Source organism: Burkholderia sp. Tr-20390, from assembly GCF_017104595.1.
Taxonomy (GTDB): Bacteria; Pseudomonadota; Gammaproteobacteria; order Burkholderiales; family Burkholderiaceae; genus Burkholderia.
Window position 1 is genome coordinate 72,614 of the sequence record NZ_JAAGPC010000001.1, and the last position, 18,835, is coordinate 91,448.

Sequence of the window (18,835 nt, forward strand, 5' to 3'; positions counted from 1 at the left end):
ATGAAGTGGCGTCTCGGGGTTGCGCTGCTGGTTGTACCGCTGGCAGCGCACGCGCAGCTCGTGCAGTGGCTGTACGAGCTTCAGCGCTCAACGTCTGCCCTCGGGGTTCTGACTGCGCAGATCAGCCTGAGCGGTGCGCAGGCAAACAATCAGGCGTTGCAGGCGCAGCAGGCACTCTCTTCCAGCGCGATCGACCTGTATATCCGCGACCAAGTCCGTCAGACGATCGACAAGTACGGCGAGAAGGGTCAGCTCGTTGACGGCTGCTATCAGGTCAGCATGGCGACCCAGATGGGGGCCACGAGCGAGGCGACGTCGACGGGTGCGGCCGCTGCGCTGGCGCGGATCTATACGCTCTCGGACAGCGGGCTGGGTAGTGCCGGCGGCATTGCTGGCGCGTTGGGGGCAACCAAGCAGGTCACGCAATTTCCGTTTGCGGCATCGGTCGGCGCGCGGTCGGCCCGTCATGCCACGAACTACTGCACCGTATCCGAAGCGCAGTTGGGGTACTGCACCCTGAATGCGAACGGGATGCAGGGTGGAGATCAGGATTTCTCGCTCCATCTGCAACCCGGGAAGACCTACGGCTGGGATCAAACCGAAGCGATGACCGACTTCACGAAGCGTATCGCTCCAGTTCGGCCGGTGCCGCAGTCCGGGAAGTGTTCAACCCCGGCATGCGTAGCAGCTTTGGCCGCGCGGCGTGATCAGGAGGCGTTGATGTCGATGGCGCGTTTCTCTTTCATGCGCTTCAGTGCGGCGCACGAGACCCAGAAGAGTGCAACGGCGGGCGAATGATGGCGCAGACGAAACGAAAGATTGTTGGCGGGGCCAAGAAGGCCGGCGCCGCTGGGGCGCTGATGGTGATCGGCGCAGGCGTGGCGTGGGCGTCGTGCGGCGGAACAGAGGCGCTCGTGACGAGTGCGGCAAGTGCGATGGCAGGAGCAATTGTCGCGCAGATCACGGCCAACACTGCCCAGATCATTGCGCTGGACACGGTGCAGACGAGCACGATCACTGGAGCGCTCAAGGTTGCGACGAAGCAGGTCGAGATGTCGGGCGATCAACACGACAGCGCGGTGTTGCAAGCGGAGCAGGCCGCAGCATCGGTTGCGACCGATTTGGCTAACAAGGAAATGATCGACAAGGCGATCGAGGACTATACGTCGCAGGGCTACAACCCATGCGTGCAGCTGACGGCCACGAAGCAGATGGCAGGGGCAGAGGCTAAGGTCAACGCCAGCGTTCCCGCCCGAGTCCAGAACGAAGTGCAGGCCGGTGGCGGGAAGTACGGCAGTTCCGGGGCTGTACTGGCTCAGCGTGAACAGCTGCATCGATCGCTGTTTTGCACGCAGTCCGATGTCGATGCGGGAATCTGCTCCAGCGTTGGTGCAATTCCCGGGGGCGATTCGAACGCGTCGCTGATCTTCAGCACGGATACGAGCGCGAACATGGTTGCCGCGAAAAATGCGACGATCAACGGCATTATCGGGCTTCCGGACGCGCCAATGCCGGCAGGAATGGGGAACACGCCCGCCGGTGCAGCGTACGTGATGCAGAAGAAGGAGAAGGACGCGTATCTGGCCTTTCCGGCGTACTCGCTCAAATCAATTCAGGCCGATGCGGAAGGCTTCGATTCGTTCATGAGTGAGCGAGTCGGCCAGTATTTCGGTACACCCGCTGCACAGAAGTGGGCGCAGGATCAGGCATCTCAGGCCGAGCGCGGAATTGTCGTGGATCTCGTCAAGCTGGAGGGCTTGACGCTGAAGGTCCGCTTGCGCGAGTTCCGCCAGTCGTTGCGTCGCGAAGCGAATGCGGCGGCTGAACTGGCGCTCGAGAACGACCGTATCAATGGCACGAAGACAGCGGCAGCGGCCGAGCGCGCGCTGGCGGCGCAATCGTCCTCGAAGGTGGTGCAATGAATCGCACGTTCAAAAAGGCGGTGGTAAGTACGGTGCTTCTGTCGGTCACCGGATTTTCGGTTGCGGCAGGGTGTCCGGCGGTGGTCGACTCGGCATGGCAGGCAGGCCTGACGGCAGCGCAATCGTCGATCGCGATCGCGGTACAGGGTATGGCGCAGGGCATTTCGGTCGCACGCGCGCTCAATCTCGAGCGCATTATGGGCTCGATCAGAGTGTTGAACGCTCAGATCAGTGCGACGTCGAACAAATCGTCGCAGATGAATCTGAGCGCGAAGCAGGCGAGCGCGAACGTCGCGGTCGAGATCTCGAATCGCAAGGCGGTCATGCAGGCGATCGCGGACTATAGTCCCCAGACCGGTCAGGGTTTTGACCCGTGCGGCGAAGAGCAGCGATCCAAGAACATCGCGATCGCATTAGGCGAGGCCGCAAACGACATGCAGGAAAAGGTCGTACGTGAGCTCGATTCTGCACCCGGGCGATTTGTGGCCGATCCGTCGACTGTGGTTGCTCAGCGTATGCAGTTGGCGAAATCGACCTACTGTACGGCCGACGAGGCGCGAGCTGGTCTTTGCTCGACCCCGGGGGCGATGGCTGGCAAAGATGTCGACGGCGCGAATTTCTTCACGTCGGCTCAGGTTGGGTCGGATTCGGACAATGCGAAATCTGCATTACTGAACAATATGTTCGGAACGCCTGATATCGCGCTGAACAAAAACACGGCTGCGCTTCCTGCCGGGCAAGCGTACATGGAACAGAAGCGCAACAAAGATGCAGTTGCATCGGTTGCGCAGTCCTCTCTGAAGACCATTCAAGGATGGACGTCCTCGCGCGGCGGGTCGGGCTCCGATACGCAAAGCGTGCTCGACGCGTTGTCGTCGAAGATCGGCACGTATTCGGGCGGTGAGAACTACGACGCATGGGCGCAGACGCTGGCTTCGCAGAGTCAGCGAGGTTTGCTCGTAAGCTTCTCGAAGATGCTTGCGACGGATCTGTACGTTACGTACCTGAATTACCAGTCTGGGGAGCGCGAAGAAGCGATCGCGGCCGCGCGACTGGCGCTGCATGCGAGCGATATGCCGACGGGTGACGCGGCGCTGCAGAACGCGGCGGCTCGGCCGAAGGTGGCTCAATGAGCGTTCGGTTGTCCGTATTGTTCGGGATGGCGCTGACTTTTATGTCGGGGCAAGCTGGTGCGCAGTGCTTGGCTGACCCGGTCAACATCCCGACGAACATGGTGACGAGTACGTTTGGCAAGACGCGCTTGCTCGCGCAGTACTCGGCCCCGCGCATTCACTGGGGCGTCGATTTTCAGGCGCGTAACCCGAGCAATCCGAGCCAAGGCGCGCAGCTCACTGCGGTGGACAACGGAACAATTATCGGCGCCGGATTCTGGGGTAGCGGATACGGGAATCGCGTCGCGCTCCGACGTTCGAACGGTGACATCGTCACGTACAACCACTTGGCTTCGGTTGAGCCGAAGCTGAAGTCCGGCGGTGCAGTCGGCTTTCGCGAAAGCAGCGGTTCCGCAATCGGGACCACGCAGGTTGCTGTCGGAGATGTCGTCGGCGTCGCGGGAGGAACGGGTAACCATATGGATCGGTACGATTTGCCGATTCACCTGCACCTTGAGTACGTCACGGACTACGCGGGTACGAAGCTGCGGGAGACGAACGACGGGACGAACAAGACCCGCAGTCACTACCTGCGTAATGCGCTCGAATACATGTGCAAGACGTACCCGTTCGCGGCGGGGGCCGGACCGGTCACGCAGGGCACGGGCGGGCAGGCGCCGCCACCGATCGCTGACAGCGGTGCGGCCGCCAGCGAAACGGTGCCGACATCGGCCGTGCAAATCTACGAAGCGCAGAAAACGCAACCGACGGTGACGGACCGCGAGCGTTACGGCTTCCCCGATGTGCCGCCGTACCAAACGTATGACGGGATGAGCGAGTCGCAGATTGTCGACGCTGAAATGTTGCGTCGCGCGCTAGACACCGAATGGGAGGTACACCTCACGGACTGGAGCGAACGAGGTTTGATGGCGGAGATTTCGCGCATGCTAGCCGCAAGAATGTGGCTGCAGCAAAAAATCTCCGAGCGTCGTGCGAGAATTGAGGCAATGCAGTCGATGGTCGTTGCTTACAAGACAAATCGATACCTGACACCCAAAGTGCAGGCCGCTTATAGCCGCGTGACGAACGCGATGACCGACCGCAAAATTGCCAACTAATGAGTTTTCGAAGGGAGCACAACATGACAATTAAGTTCGGGGCACTCTCCCAAGCTCCAGCCGGTGACGAAGACGCTGAGCGTTTGTTGTCGCTCAGCGAAGACGTGCTGGAGGCGAGCACGCGCGGCAAGCCGATGCGCGAGCTGTCGGGCGGCTCGGCTAAGCCTGCAGACGCTGCAGAGGCAGCTCCGGAATCAGCGGCGGGGGCGACGTCGGCAGCCGACGGCGCGGCGGAGGAGGCTTCGGCCGACAAGGCCGAGGATACGTGGGTCGCTGAAGGCGGCAATCTGCCCCCCGAAGATCGTCCGGACGAGGAGCAACAGAAAGCGACGGCCGAACAGGAGGCGGGCGACGATGTGTCGGCGCCTGAAACAGGTTCGCGTTCCCGGAAAGGAAAGGGTCTTTCGTCACTGGCGCAGCTGGCGTCGGGGAAGATCGCCAAGGGCGATGTGAGCCTCAAGCCGTCGCGTGTTGCGCAGTCGATCATGAAAGGCGCACCTGCTGATCGGTTTGCCACGGACGACGACCTGAAGGATCTGCTCACTGGCCTTTCGAATCCGACCCCATCACCGGCCGAACCGGCTCAACCCACCGTTGCACCGGCGCAAGCGACTGGTGAGCCGGTGGCAGTTCCTGCGCGACAGGCGGCAGTCGGTGCGGCCGCCGTTCCTGCTGCCGCGCAGACCGTAGGGGACCTCGTCGGGCAGGGGATTGCCGGCGCGGTCGCCGCACCGTTTCTCGCGATGACGTCCGCGCATCGCCATCTGCGTCAACGTTTCAGCACGCAGCCGGGCGCAGAGAAGGTGGTCGGCACGCAGGCGAGCGCGGGGCTGAGTGCCGGTGTGCCGCTTGCGGCACTGGCGCGGCTCGAAAAGATCAGCACGTGGAAGTGCGATCAGATCGAGAAGTCGGCGAATGCCGTATTGGCGGCGGCCGACGGGCTGCGGGGTATCGATGGATTCGTGGTGTGGGAAGACGGCTTGACGAAGGAGGCCAACAAGCGGGGGATTTCGCCGACGGAAGTCATCACCCAGATGCGTCACGACGCGGATCTCGCGCCGCTGCGTGAGCAGATGACCGCGCTGTGGCGCGACAATCCGGCTGCAGTGGCCGCGTATCGCCGTGAGTCGGATGTGTTCGAGAAGCACCTGAAGGACGTGCGCGAGAAGTTCGCCAACAGCGATGAAACGGTGCGGTCACGTGTCACCGAGGCCATGAAGGGGGTCGAGACGCAAACCAGCGATCTTCCGGGCTTCGGTGCCAACGAAGGCGAATACACTGCGACGCTCGGTGAGCGAGTGCGGGAGATGGCACGCGCAATGATCGCCTTGCTCGAGGCGCTCGTCGCGCGCCTGACGGGCAAGGCCCCAGCTGATTCAGCGCCGGAGATTTCCGGATAGACATGTACGACACAATAAATTCGCTAAGCAGGGGTGGAGTTTTTTGGGGCGCTGTCGTTAACCAATGGCCCCTTCCATTTTCTTTGGGGGATATGGACGGGGTTGTTTTAGCGATGGGCAATGAAGAGGGGCTGGTGCTTGTGCTTGTGCCAAGCGAGCGACTGGACAGCTCCGATTGCCTCAATTTGCAACTGAAGGATCGTCGCAAAGACCAGATACATCTGGCAGTGACGATAACGCGCGAGGGACGCTTTATCGCCGGGGCTCACAATGGCGAGACCATTGACGAGCTCGGAGCTGTGGACGCCCTTGCGCTCTACGTGCCGTTGATACGAGGACAATGGGAACGCGTCTTCGTGTGATGTAGAACGCCAATAAGACAAACACGGGGTTAAGCAGCATGGCAACGTCGAGTAACGACTCGATTCTTTGGCCGGATCTGAGGGCCTACGGATCGGCATTGAGTGTGGCATTCAATCCGTCATTAGGACGGAACTTGTTGAAGTTCAGTATCCTCGATCGCGAGCTGTTTCGAGACCGCAGCGGTGTTCGAGGAGACCTGAACACTGTCCTTCGACAAGCCGGATTCTCGTTATGTGCCAACGAGACTCAGGTCAACCAAACGCGCGCGTACAGCATGGCGGTGAGCAGGGGGCTTACCGTCGAGGAGGCCGAAGCGGCGCAAATTCAGGCGCGCGAAGCGTTGTTTTTCTATTCGCCGACTATCCCATTCAATCGTGAACGCCTGCGGAGCTTCGTCCCGGCGCTCCGGGACACTGACTTTCAGCGGGTCGCGGTATCGAGCGTGAAGCACTACGATTTCATGTTCGCGGACGAAGAACTCGCGCGTTCATTCATTCGGCAACAGCAGAATCTCGACGGCGCGGAGGCGGGTGTGTTTTACACGACGTCGCGCGATCGCGAACTGACAGCGCAATGGGCGGGCTCCCACCATTCGCTGCACGAGTTGCTCGAATATCGTGATCTACCGCCGGCAGATGCGCGAGGAATCGCGTTCGACGGCGTGTTATCGGGCGCGCTTGCATTCCATCCAGTGGCAGATGTCGAGCGCTCCGTGCGGCGCCAAACGATCGGCATCGACGGCATGCCTCTTCGTGCGCCATCTATGCAAAGCGCCTTCATCGGCTTCGCGACGCGCGAAGCGGCTGTGGCTGCGAACGGCGGCACGGACGATGGCGTCGAGCAGGTCGAAGTGCCGTTCGGTATCCCGTTCGGCTTTGCCTCCGATGATGCGCGGATGATCGTCCTGAAAGACGCTCGGTATCTCGAGTTCAATGAGATGGAGTTCCCGGAACTCGAGGCTGGACTCGCGTCGAATGTGCAGCGGAACCGAGATTTTCTGTCCCATGTCCAGCGCGTTGTCGACGCGTACGAGTCGCTGCGCGCCGACAATTTGCTCGACTCGGCCAACTGGTCGTCATTGCCCGTTGCGGCGGATGTGAAGGCGCGATTCGAACAGATCTTTTCCGACATGAAGGCGGCGCTCGCGCCGGTCATGCCGCATCAGGGATTTTTTACTGTCGAGGCGCTTGCGGCTTATGGTGGCCAGCGCACAGCACGCTTTGCGGACCACTTTCCAGCCGGTTTTCTCAGGTTCGTCGACGACTTCCGGACCAATCTGTACAACGCCGCGCAGCGTCGGCACGACGAGCTGACCGCCGAGGTGAGCTTCAGAGCCGGAATGCAGCGCGTCATGCAGGCTGTGATGCCGACCAATCAGGCAGCGGCCAAGCGCGAAGACGCGGGCGAGAAAATCGGCGGTGCGCGAAAGGACTACGCGCAGCGCGCGTTGGCGCGTTCTGAAGTGGCGTCGCTGTCGCCCCGGGAGCGCATTGACATTGTCACGAAAGATAACGTTTGGCCCAAGCTGGATATGGCAGCGATGCGTGACAGCGGCGTTGAGCCGCATGTTGCATTTGTCATACGCGAATTTCGTCACGCCTTGCCCGCGACTCCTTGTCGCGGCGGCCGTAACCGTAAGCGCATCTTGCTCGAGCGACGGGCGGCCGAACCACTCACCGATGAACGCTGCGACAGCTTCATCAAGGCTGTCGAGTTGGTGCGTGACTGCCTCTCGACGGTCAAGACAGAAGCCGATCTGCACCGGGCGTGTTTTGAGATTCGCAAAGCGTCGGACTTGCCTATCGAGTTGAGGCCGATCAACGCCGATGGCAGCGATCGCACGCGTCTCTATAGCGGTGAATCCACGTACTATTTCTGGGACTCTGACCACTGGTTCTTTGACGGAGCCGGCCAGAAATTCACCGATGCGTTGCCGAATGTCGTCTTCGAAGAAGCAAGTGGGCGGGCACGTGCAGGCTACGCTTTGGTTCGCAAGCTGGAAGCGGCGCGAGTGTCGACCGACGGCGGCTGGAACTGGGCAATCAAGGAGCGGCGGGCCTCGTCCGACGAGGACGGCGCGCAGAGGAAGGTCGAGCGCGTTGAACCGGTCGTCCCGCATCTCGATGACATTCGACGGGTTGGTCCGGATCATCGCGAGGATGCCGCAGTGGACGAAGCCGCGTTCATGGCTGCATTCGGGTTTCGCGGTGTCGAATATGGCAAGTGGTTGCCGCAGAACGAGCGCCAGATGGTGCTGAATCACGCGTACGACGCGTTCATGGATTTGGCCGAGGTGATGGGTATGCCGCCACGAGCGATGAGCCTTGGCGGGGAGCTCGCTGTCGCGTTTGGCTCTCGAGGCAGCGGGGGGAAGCAGGCGCCAGCTGCGCACTACGAACCGGGCAGGCGTGTGATGAACCTCACTCGGCTCAACGGTGCTGGTTTTCTCGCGCACGAATGGTGGCATGCATTCGACGACTGGCTGGCCCGCGCCTCGGGACTTTCTGCGAGCCACTTCGCGACGGAACTGGCCACGAGGGCGCGCACTGCACGCGTAGTGCGAACTTCGCACATGCCTGAAGCGATATCGGATCTTGCAGGCTTGCTGACGCTGGCCAAGAGCGTTCCGATGCCGCTGAATGAGGTACTGCAGCAGCATTCGAGTGTTGAAGTCCATAGCGAGCGCGTTTCGATCGATGCATTCGTCGAGCGGAGATTGCAGGACTGGATTGCGTCACTCGATAAGCTCCTCCCGGAAGATCGCCGGGATGGCGCCTTCAAGGGGTATGCGCTTGCTCAACTGGAGAAGCACTGGGTCGACGTCGACGGGTTCGACGGTGTGACGCTTCGGCGAATCGACGATGGCGAAAAGCTGGTCGCAGGTATCGCCGAAGCGATGGATGCGGCATTTGGATCGCCCGATTGGCGCCAGCGATCGAGCACGATCGTCACTCGGGCGGACTTTACCATCTCGGTACAGGAGCGGATCCTGAAAAAGCTCACCGATGTCCGTGATGGTTTTACGCCCGGCAAATACCGGAAGGATTCCGTCTACTTCCGAGATGCGCTTTACTACGACGATTTCCGAAGCAAGCCGTACTGGTCGACTGATGTTGAGTTGTCCGCGCGCATGTTCGAGACGTGGGTACAGGATAACGTTTCGAGAGAACGAGGGCGACGCAGTGACTATCTGGTGTACGGTCGCGATGATCGGGTCAAGGCCGAGCACTGGGGCTATCCACGTGGCATCGAGAGGCGCGTGATAGCAGCGGCGCTCGATAACTACTTCGAAACGCATCGGGCTGATCTGCTGCACATGCTCGACGATCCGGAAATTCAAAAGCGCACGTCGCTTCGAACCATGAGGGATCCGGTGGAGAGCGGACCATCGTGATCAGAGCGATTCGGGTCGAATCGACGCCATCGATCCCGTGTATTTCGAGCACACAGACACTACGGAAATAATGAGCAAAGAAAGCCGCCGGGCAAACCGGCAAAGGCGGGGCAGCGAGAACGGCATCGCGCAGTCGCCACGGTTCGCCGCGACCTTGAACGGTGTTGTGCCAGTCGATCCAAACGGAGCGATTTTGCCGATCATTCGTGAGATCGACGGAGGGCGGAGCGGCCAGATCATTGGGACTGGCTTCTTCGTCGCGCATGGACTCGTCATAACTGCTGGGCATGTGGTTGATGTTTCCGTAGCTGACTCAAGCAATAAAAGTGAGCAGCTCCTAGACGCGCCGCTGTGGTGTGTCCAGATCATACCCGGCACCAACGAGTACCACTGGCGTCCAATCGTGCGTGCGCAACGACATACACGATCAGATATCGCGTTGTGTCGTTTGCGCCCGGCCGTGAATGAACACGGCGGGCCGCTCGGCAATCCAATCCTGCGTTTGAGCGACCACGATCCGGAAATTGGTACTCCGGTGGCCACCTACGCTCACCCGGATTCACGCGTTCGTCGACGGGGAACGCGCGTACAGATGGAACTCCGACCACACTACTACGAAGGCAGAATCGACGATCACTTCCCGAACGGGCGCGACAGCTGCGTTATCACTTGGCCATGCTTTCAAACATCGATTCACATCCATGGCGGGGCAAGCGGCGGTCCGGTGTTTGACGCAGTGACGGGGACCGTCTTTGGCGTTTGCGCGACGAGTTTCGAACCGTACACTGATACCTCGTACGTGACTAAAATCCATGACGCGATGGGAATGCCGGTATCGGTCGGGCAGACTGCGGGCACGCTTGGATCGTTGACGACGACGCTGGGGGAATTGAACAATCAGGCAGCCGTCATTGGGAGCGTGCTTCGTCCGTTCGGTGCGGTGTACAAATGAGCCGTCGCGGGTTTGTCTTTCATCTGCCTCATTCCCTGAAAGAGGCTTCGTGAAAATCTGACTTGCTGAAGGGAGCCAAAATCAGCATGGCGTGCAAGGCCTCATGCAAAAGCGAGGTCTGTGGGGCCACTGATGATCGATCTCGTGAAAACCGAGCAAGGCTCTTTTTCTCATTTTCATTTTTTTCAAGACCGCGCCGTGGCGCCACATCCTACGGTATCGCAAACACCCTCAATGTGTGGATTCGTCGGCTTGTTATGGATTCGGATCCTCTGCAGGCGAATCAAGATCGAGCTCGGCTTGCGGGTGCGGCGGCCGGACCATGTCAAAGCCGTCGACCTCGTCTCCTCCTTCGACCACGAATCCGTGCCGCGCATACCAGTCGCGCAAGTCGTCGGTGGTCAGGCGCTCCCGGCCCGAATCGTAGGCCTTCGCAGTCAGGGTGATCTCTTCGCAGTGCTTGTCTGCGAGGGCGAGGACGATCTTGAGGGCGCGCGTTCCATCTCCTTGCCCCGGTTCCACCGCTCTGATGTCGGACACGTGCAGACCGCCGTTTGGCGTCGATGACGCTTCGAGAAGCGCGAGATTCCGTCCTCCTTCGGTAACGATTCGCTGACGCGGGTTGAACGGGCTCTGATCGAATCGCATCGCGATGTCACGGAGGGTATCGCTACCCTTGGCCCCCCGCCTGAGCACAATTCGGGGTCGCTCGTCGATGACTTCCCTTGCCACGGTCAAAACAGTGTCATCCGCATTGTGGCTGGCGGAGGCATTGGCGTTGAGGCGCGTGCAGATCTCTTGCACCTGACCCGCTGAAGGGTCCATGCCGTTGCGAGCCAAGACTTCAATCACTGCATCTGCCGAGTACACGTCCGCGTTTGGCTTCGAGAGGTTGGTCATGATGATGTCAAGTAATGCGATCTGTATGAGGTGATTCCACGTTCCAAGTCTACGGCGACGTGGACGGCAAATAAAGAGCGATTTCACTAACATCGAAACGACTCTTTGTTCTGTTTTTCTTTTTCGAAAATCTGCGCCAGTTGGCGTCGCAAACCCCGTCACAACGGTCTCATGAAAGACGTAATGCGGATGGGGCCGAAACAGGCTCGGGTTCGTCGTGGAGCTGGCGGCGGAAGGCGCAGACCCCTTCGCGCTCGTCAGGAGTATGTGAATCGCGGTTCCGTGAGCGACCAGCTGAGGCATCGCCACAGGTGTCGATCTCGCTAACCCCGTACAGGCTCTTTGTCTATTTCTTCTTCTTCGCAATGCCGCGCGCCGAGGGCGCGCTTTACAACCATGGCTTCTCGCACGTCGAACCTCTGGAGCAGGTAAAGGGAGGTGCATGATTCCGGCTGAAAGGCGATTCCGTGAACGGCGAAAGGCTCTTTGTCGTGCTTCGCTCTTTTTGCGCTGCGCCCTGCGGGCGCGGCGCTGTGAGGGGGCTGATCGGGGCCGCAACTTTCAATTGCGATGACGAAAAAAAGCGGACTGATTTCGGGAAGAGCGCGAGCCGTCACGCCTCGGGGGAATTGATGTCGCAAGAAGCGGTGTGTCGCATGCGGAGCAGCATGCGGCCGTCTCGCGTTTCGAGCGCGCAGAGGGCGATGTAGGCATTCTTGGCCGCGTTGTTGATGGCGAGGTCCGAGTACAGGTTGTATTGCGACGACAGGCGCTCGAGCAGGCGACGGTAAACACCGCAACGGCGCACGTCTTCGCGCACCTCCGCATATTCGATCTGCAGGCAGGTGTCGCTGCGATTGCACCAGACTAAGGCAAGTGTTCTGCCGTCATTGCCGGTAAGGCGCGCGATCGTGTCGGTGGGGGTGTCGAGCTTCCACGGCGTATCGCCGCCTTTGTTTGCTTCGAACGTCAGCGTGCTGCCGGCATCGGGAGGTGTTGCGCCAGATTCGTCCGACGCTAGGCGGATCGCGGAGCGAATGGCCGCAGCGCGGTCGTTGGCTTCGAGAATCGTTGCGGCATCGAGGCGTGAGCGCATCGATTCCGCATGGGCAACGGTCGGATCCTCGCCTAATTGAGCGAGGGCGATGATGACTTCTTCGGTCGCGATTGGAATGGGATGCCCGGGTGCGGAGATTGGCGAAGGGAGAGGCTGCATCGTCTCGATGGAGGTTGGAAAGTGCGAAATTATAGGGGAAAGCAGGAAATATCACGGCATCATGATCGGAATGGTATCAAAAAAATATATATAAACGTATGGGCCTAGTTGCCGGCGGGGTGGCGGCGGCGCTGTCACCTTTCGTCGATGCTAGAATCCGATAGAACGTGTGTTTTTATGAAAATTACAATACATTCCCTCTGTTACGATTGAAAAAAATGTATTATTTTGAATCGTGATGCTACAATCCACGGCAAATCGTCGTGGGAATGGAGCCGTGGACCGGAGAAGGGAAGACGCTGAGGTGGCCGCTGTCGAGGCCGAGGAGTGTGTCGTTGCTGCGTTGTTCGGAGAGCAGGGCGCAGTCGCGTTCGACACGCTCGCGCTGCGCGTGCGGCCGGAGGATTTCTTTGTGCCGGCGTATCGGCTCGTCTTCGAGTCGTTTGGCGAACTCGTCGATCGCGGTACCAAGGCTGATCAGGCCACGCTTGTCACCCAGTTAAAGTCGAAAGAGTCTTTTACGGATAGGACGCGCGAACTGGTCGAGCAGGCCATCGTGGTCTCCTATTCGATCGAAAACCTCGAGAGTTACGCGGATGCCATCGTCGAGAAGGCGCGCGCCCGAGCGATTCACGCCGAGCTGCAGCTCGTTCAGAAGGAAATTCCCCGAGTGGGGGGCGAGCTACGATCCGCCGAGGTCCTGCAGCGGATTGACGCAATCTCGCTGAAGTTCGCAGACCGACAGACCGACGAAACACTGCTGAAGTCGGCGAGCGATGGCCTCAGTGCGGTCGTCGCGCGCTGGGAGAAGATCGAGAGTGGCGAAGTACTCGGCATCAAGACGGGTATTCATGATCTCGATGATCGTCTGGGTGGTCTGCATGGTGGCCAACTGATCATATTGGCGGGGCGGCCTAGCATGGGCAAGACCGCGAAAGCACTGAATATTGCAGCCCATGCTTCGATTCTTTCAGTCGACGAGCTCTCGCTCGATGCGCTGGGAGTGAATCCGGAGCCGTCACCGGATCTGAGTCCGATGGGTGCGATATTTTCGCTGGAAATGGGGCAGGTCCAGCTGACCATGCGGATCCTGTCCAACATCGCAAACGTTGAGTATCGCCGTCTGGTCCGCGCGGAATTCGACGAAAAGGATTGGACCAATCTCAACGGCGCCTTCGTGCGCTACGGCCGCTCCAACATTCACATCAGTCAAGAGTCCTACCTTACTCCGGCGTCGCTTCGCGCAAAGCTGCGGATGCTTATCCAACGAACGAAGCAGAAGCTTCGGTATGTCATCGTCGACTACCTGCAATTGATGGATGCTGATGGCCCTTCTGCCGGTGCCAATCGAACCAACGATATCGGCGCGATCTCGCGCGGGCTCAAGAAGATCGCAACCGAATTTGACGTTCCCGTCATTGCACTGTCGCAGCTCAATCGCGAGCTCGAGAAGCGGGCAGATAAGAGGCCGGTGATGTCGGATTTGCGTGAGTCCGGCGCGATCGAGGCTGATGCCGACGTGATCCTGTTCATCTATCGGGACGAGGTTTATAACCCGGATTCACCGCAGAAGGGCATGGCCGAGTTGATTATCGGCAAGGGCCGCGACGCAGGGCTCGGGATGGTTCCGGCGCACTGCCAACTCGAATATCAACGTTTTTCGTCGATGCCGAAAGGCGCCTATTCGTACGAATCCGCATACGGAGGATCTTGAATGAAAACCCACAAGCAGCGCGCGATTCTGCTCCTCATCTTCGCATCGATACTCGCAGGACTTGGCTTCTACGCAATGTTCCGAGGCAATACGAATCACTTCGTTGCCGGCGGGATCGCGCTGGCGCTGTTCGCGTGCTTCTTCGCCGTGTTCAATCGTGCATGGGATGCGTTTGAAGCGTCTGGCAAGGACGCGGGCTTGGGTCGAGCGGGTCAGTGACGATGGCGGCTCGCGCGAATCGAAAGAAGGGCAGTACGCCGACCGACAAGAATCGGGTCTTCGATCATATCCGCAAGCGGATAGGCGAGGAGCTGCAGCGGCCGGACCTGCGTGTGCGACCTTCGTCGCAGTTGGAGCTCGCGATCTCAACGTTTGCGCCGTCGCAAGTCCTCCTCGGATTCGAGGTAAGCGACTATCCATTCATCGGAGCGCGCTATGTGTCCGTGCGCGATGGCCATGTATATATCGTCAACGGCTCGACCGACGACGGGGAACAGATCGTGGCATATCGGCTGAACTTCATCCAGTCGACCATGACAACTCAAGGTGGAATTGCGGTTGCGATTACGCCGGACGGCTGGATGGACTCGACGATGATCATGTTTTCGTTGACGCACGAGCACTTCGAGATGAAGGGCGGAGTGCTGCAGGGCATCAACGACCAGATGTTGGAGCGTCGAAGTTATCCGATCAAGAAGGCGCATGCCTACTGGGCGCATTGGACGCGGCGCGGTCGCGCGCGGCTGACTACGCTGCCGATGATCGGGAAACTGTTCGTGCGCAAACGACCCGCGCCGCGCGATGAAGGCGACGACGCTGAACTGAAATACTGAAGAAGCCTGAGGTGATCTGAAATGGGTAAGAAGCTGATCGTTGCGGAGAAGTTCTCCGTTGCCGCTGATATCGCGCGGGCGCTGGGTGGATTCGAGGAGAAGCGGGCGGGAGACAGGAAGTGGTATGAGCGCGACGACTTCGTTATCTCATGTGGAATTGGCCATCTGGTTGAGATCGGCGTATCGGACGAGCAGAATACCTACGACATCACACGCCTGCCGATGATCCCTGACCCGTTTGTACTGAAGCCGGTGCAGAAGACGTTCGGGCAGCTGCAGCTCCTGATCAAACTGATCGGGCGCCCGGACGTAGACGGACTGATCAACGCGTGCGATGCGGGACGTGAAGGGGAGCTCATCTTCAGGTACATCTATGCAGCCGCTAAGAGTAGAAAGCCGTTTGAACGGCTTTGGCTTCAGTCGATGACGCCGGAAGCCATTCGCGCTGGTATGAAGAACCTGCGTAGCGCGCAAGACATGCAGACGCTGTTTGAGGCTGCACGCTGTCGCTCCGAGGCGGATTGGCTGATGGGGGTGAATCCGACCTGCGCGCTGACAGGTCTTTACACACGAGAGTCCGGGGATCTGGACAAGCATTCGACAGGCCGCGTGCAGGGGCCAACGCTTGCGATTATTGTCGACCGAGAAGACAAGATCCGGACGTTTGTGTCCAAGGATTACTGGGAAGTTCACGCGAAATTCGGCGCTCAGGCAGGGGCATATTCGGGCGTATGGATCGATCAGCAATTCGTCAAAGACGATAGCAACGACGATGCGCGGGCTGAACGGCTCTGGAGCGCGAGCCGTGCGGCAGAGATTGCGCAGAGGTGCCGTGGCGCTGAATCGACTAGCGTTGTCGATGAAACGAAGCCGGTCACGAAGCCGCCGCCTTTGCTTTTCGATCTCACGGCGCTGCAGCGCGAGGCCAATGCGAAGTTTGGATTCTCGGCCAAACAGACCCTCGACCTTGCTCAGGCGCTCTATGAAAAGCACAAGGTCCTGACCTATCCGCGAACTGATGCGAAAGCGCTTCCGGAGGACTACGTCGAGACGGCCAAGGGAGTTATGCAGGCATTGAGCGGCTCCTCGTCGGCCAAGTTCGCTGCGGAAGCGCTGAGCAATGGTTACGTGAGCTTCAGAAAGCGGATCTTCGATAACAGCAAGATCAGCGACCACTTCGCGATCATTCCGACCCTGACGCCAGCAGCAGGACTTTCCGACGCCGAGCGGAAGATCTACGACCTCGTCGTGCGGCGCTTCATTGCGGCGTTCTACCCCGATGCGGAGTTTCAAAAGACAGTTCGACTGACGACCGTCGAGGGTGAGGTGTTCAAATCGAGCGGTAGTGTCACGACGCGAGCTGGCTGGATGGCAGTGTATGGGCGTGAAGAAGGCGAGGAAGATGCCGACATGTGTGCCGTTCAGCCGGGTGAGCGACCGTTGGCTCGCGACGTCGACGTGAAGGCTTGCGAGACGAAAGCTCCCGCGCGCTATACGGAAGCGACGCTTCTGGCTGCGATGGAGCACTCGGGCAAGTTCGTCGAGGACGAGGCGTTGCGCGAGGCGCTTGCCGGGCGTGGGATTGGCACGTCGGCAACTCGTGCTTCGATTATCGAAGGATTGTTGGGAGCGGACGCCAAAAAGCGCCCATATGTGCTTCGTGAGGGACGTGAGCTCGTGCCGACCGAGAAGGCATTCAAGCAGGTGCGTTTCCTCCGCGAAAACGGCATCGAAGCGCTTACGTCGCCGGACCTGACCGGTGAATGGGAGCGCAAGCTGAAGTTGATGGAAGCCGGCAAGTATCGTCGAGACGATTTCATGGCTGAGATCGTCGCGGAAACGAAGCGGATCATTGAGCGAATTCGGGCCAAGGCACTAGCCGCTGATGCGGCTGTTACCGCTGCGCTGACGACGCCGTGTCCGAAGTGCAACGGTGCCGTAATGTGTCAGCCGGTCGCGTACGCGTGTAGCTGCGGCCTGCGCATCATGCGCGTGATCTTGAAGCGGGGCCTGACCGAGGCAGAGGCCGAAACGCTGATGCGCGATCGTGAAACGGGCGTGTTGGAGGGGTTCGAATCACCGCGTACCGGTAAGAAGTTCGCGGCGAAGCTGAAATTCTCCGAAGCGCTGGACAAGCTCAATTTCGAGTTTCCCGACCGTGATGGCGCGAGTGGCACGGGAGCGACTGGCGTGCCGGTAGGCAACTGCCCGAAGTGCGGAAGTCCGGTGGTGCAGCGCGGGGACAATTATTTTTGCGAGAAGAACCGCCAAGCCGGCGCAGAGTGCGATTTCAAGATTTGGGGGACGATCGGGAAGAAGCGGATCGATGTGCCGACCGCGAAGGCGCTGCTCGAGGTAGGCCGTACCCCGTTGATAGATGGATTCGTTTCGTCCAAGCCGGGCGGCAAGAAATTCTCGGCGTATCTCGTGCGCAAGCCGGATCACACCGTAGGGTATGAATTTGAATCCTGACGCAGTTTGCGTCAGCTCATCGGACGGGCCGGAAGGCCCAGTCGAACACGTACAGGCGCGCAAGCGTCCCGTGGCTGCCGGCAGCAGTTTTCAGAAGAGGTTTGATGAAGAAAGACGACTTTGCTGCATTCGCCGTCGGTGGGGTGTGATCTACGACCGCGAGCGCTACACACTCCTGCGCGCCCACGGCGAGGAGCTCGCGTCGGGCGCTGCTGACGAAGCAACGCGGCTTCACTGAACGCATCGGAAAACACGCGGGCGCCTGATCGTTGCTGCTGCCGGCCGCAACGATCAGGCGCCCGACTCGGGAGCAACACTTTTTGGGGAAGCAAAGAATGAAGAAGATCATTGTGTTTGTTGTAAGCATCGGTATTTTTTCGGCGGCACATGCACAGGAAGCGTTCAAGCCTCCGGTCGTAGCGCCCGTACAAGGCGCACATTGCAATGCTGGAATGGGGCCGGTGCCGCTGATGGCCTACGATGCGAACGGCCACCTGTTGCAGTGCGCCAGCACCTCCACGAACGGCGAGCAATCGTGGGAGTACGTTGCCGAAAGGGACCTCGATCGCATCACTCGCAGACTCGACCAACTGAACGCCACGAACGCACAGATTCTGGTGGCGCTCACGCAGCTGGTCGCGGCCCAGTACGCCAACGTCCAGAAGCAATAGCGCGATCGCCTGACCCTTGCCGCTCGCCATTGTGGGTGGCAACAGTCAAACGAAAGCTGACGCAGCCTGCGTCAGCACATCGCACGGGCCGGAAGGCCCAGCGGCACAAGATCAGGCGCGCTAGCGTCCCGTGTCTGCCGGCAGCAGTTCTCAGGAGAGGTTTGATGAAGAAGTCAGTTTGTGTATTGTTGGGAGTGAGTGCTCTCGCGTTGACGATGCAAGCGGCGATCGCAGGCGACGAGTTGGTCACGATGCGCACCTTGAAGGTCGCTGGCGTAGAGGTTCGTCTGCCAAAGACCACGTCGGCAGACGGCACGATTTGCGTGAGTTACCTTGCCCGTGCGTCGCGCGAGATGTCGGGGCAGGTCGATTTGGCGGTTTCTAGCGTTTGCGGGAAGGGCGTCGTGACGCGCAACCGTGAGGGAAAGGAGGTCGAGGCCCCGGGCGGCTACACGTTGCGAACGGTCACGAATGGCGATCTGAGCTATGAGATTCCGGAAAGCGCGGCTACACGTGCCCAAACGGAGCAACTGATCCCGGCAGGCAACGGGAAGAAGTGCGTGTTGAAGGATGTCGTGATTACTGGCAACGCGGACGTTCGCTGCGCCGGTTGATCGGCCGGTCGGTGACGTTGGTTGACTGGCGCCGTCTCCCCTTTACGTCGTGAAAGATGGCCTCCCGTCCCGTAGTTGTGATGCTCCTATATTTTTTTGTCCGAAAAGGATGCAAAAAAATATAGGAAATTGCTACCATATCGAACACAGAGAT

16 protein-coding genes are annotated in these 18,835 nt (G+C 59.7%); 14 read left to right on the forward strand and 2 right to left on the reverse strand.

Annotated features, from left to right (window positions below):
- The 8 genes from G3N98_RS00400 to G3N98_RS00435 all read left to right on the forward strand — a co-directional run bounded on the left by G3N98_RS00400 (nt 1) and on the right by G3N98_RS00435 (nt 10,261).
- Complete coding sequence (locus G3N98_RS00400; protein WP_206146763.1) at nt 1–798, forward strand: hypothetical protein; 798 nt, start codon at nt 1–3, stop codon at nt 796–798.
- Nucleotides 798–1,922 carry a hypothetical protein gene (locus tag G3N98_RS00405; RefSeq protein ID WP_241025638.1) on the forward strand — a complete coding sequence of 375 codons (1,125 nt, stop codon included), beginning with the start codon at nt 798–800 and terminating at the stop codon, nt 1,920–1,922. The genes G3N98_RS00400 and G3N98_RS00405 overlap by 1 nt, the downstream gene beginning before the upstream one ends.
- Complete coding sequence (locus G3N98_RS00410; RefSeq protein WP_206146764.1) at nt 1,919–3,055, forward strand: hypothetical protein; 1,137 nt, start codon at nt 1,919–1,921, stop codon at nt 3,053–3,055. Before G3N98_RS00405 ends, G3N98_RS00410 begins: the two co-directional genes overlap by 4 nt.
- Nucleotides 3,056–3,063: 8 nt before the next feature.
- Nucleotides 3,064–4,152 (forward strand): M23 family peptidase, encoded by a 1,089-nt coding sequence (locus tag G3N98_RS00415; protein WP_241025639.1) that lies wholly within the window; start codon nt 3,064–3,066, stop codon nt 4,150–4,152.
- Between the two features lie 23 nt (nt 4,153–4,175).
- Nucleotides 4,176–5,552: a hypothetical protein gene (locus tag G3N98_RS00420; RefSeq protein ID WP_206146766.1), complete on the forward strand. Its 1,377-nt coding sequence runs from the start codon at nt 4,176–4,178 to the stop codon at nt 5,550–5,552.
- Nucleotides 5,553–5,554: 2 nt separating this feature from the next.
- Nucleotides 5,555–5,914: a hypothetical protein gene (locus G3N98_RS00425; RefSeq protein ID WP_206146767.1), complete on the forward strand. Its 360-nt coding sequence runs from the start codon at nt 5,555–5,557 to the stop codon at nt 5,912–5,914.
- A 137-nt stretch (nt 5,915–6,051) separates the two neighbouring features.
- Nucleotides 6,052–9,309, forward strand: coding sequence for an LPD1 domain-containing protein (locus G3N98_RS00430; RefSeq protein ID WP_241025640.1), 3,258 nt, complete (start codon nt 6,052–6,054; stop codon nt 9,307–9,309).
- Nucleotides 9,310–9,379: 70 nt separating this feature from the next.
- The gene (locus tag G3N98_RS00435) at nt 9,380–10,261 is read left to right on the forward strand and encodes a serine protease (RefSeq protein WP_206146769.1); all 882 of its coding nucleotides are present in this window, start codon (nt 9,380–9,382) and stop codon (nt 10,259–10,261) included.
- 255 nt (nt 10,262–10,516) lie between these two features.
- Here the strand turns inward: G3N98_RS00435 and G3N98_RS00440 are convergent, their stop codons facing one another.
- Nucleotides 10,517–11,161 carry a hypothetical protein gene (locus tag G3N98_RS00440; protein ID WP_206146770.1) on the reverse strand — a complete coding sequence of 215 codons (645 nt, stop codon included), beginning with the start codon at nt 11,159–11,161 and terminating at the stop codon, nt 10,517–10,519.
- 613 nt (nt 11,162–11,774) lie between these two features.
- Nucleotides 11,775–12,377, reverse strand: coding sequence for an N-acetyltransferase (locus tag G3N98_RS00445; RefSeq protein ID WP_206146771.1), 603 nt, complete (start codon nt 12,375–12,377; stop codon nt 11,775–11,777).
- Between the two features lie 304 nt (nt 12,378–12,681).
- On the opposite strand from G3N98_RS00445, the gene G3N98_RS00450 reads away from it, so the two are divergent.
- The 6 genes from G3N98_RS00450 (at nt 12,682) to G3N98_RS00475 (ending at nt 18,681) form a co-directional block, all read left to right on the forward strand.
- A complete protein-coding gene (locus G3N98_RS00450; protein WP_346779044.1) occupies nt 12,682–14,091 on the forward strand; it encodes a replicative DNA helicase in 1,410 nt (469 codons plus the stop codon).
- Nucleotides 14,092–14,310, forward strand: a complete 219-nt coding sequence (locus G3N98_RS00455; RefSeq protein WP_206146773.1) for a hypothetical protein — start codon at nt 14,092–14,094, stop codon at nt 14,308–14,310. It abuts the gene before it with no gap.
- A 2-nt stretch (nt 14,311–14,312) separates the two neighbouring features.
- Nucleotides 14,313–14,924: a hypothetical protein gene (locus tag G3N98_RS00460; RefSeq protein ID WP_206146897.1), complete on the forward strand. Its 612-nt coding sequence runs from the start codon at nt 14,313–14,315 to the stop codon at nt 14,922–14,924.
- A 21-nt stretch (nt 14,925–14,945) separates the two neighbouring features.
- Nucleotides 14,946–17,396: a DNA topoisomerase gene (locus G3N98_RS00465; RefSeq protein WP_206146774.1), complete on the forward strand. Its 2,451-nt coding sequence runs from the start codon at nt 14,946–14,948 to the stop codon at nt 17,394–17,396.
- Between the two features lie 335 nt (nt 17,397–17,731).
- Complete coding sequence (locus G3N98_RS00470; RefSeq protein ID WP_206146775.1) at nt 17,732–18,067, forward strand: hypothetical protein; 336 nt, start codon at nt 17,732–17,734, stop codon at nt 18,065–18,067.
- A gap of 164 nt (nt 18,068–18,231) precedes the next feature.
- Nucleotides 18,232–18,681, forward strand: coding sequence for a hypothetical protein (locus tag G3N98_RS00475; RefSeq protein ID WP_206146776.1), 450 nt, complete (start codon nt 18,232–18,234; stop codon nt 18,679–18,681).
- Nucleotides 18,682–18,835: the final 154 nt, after the last annotated feature.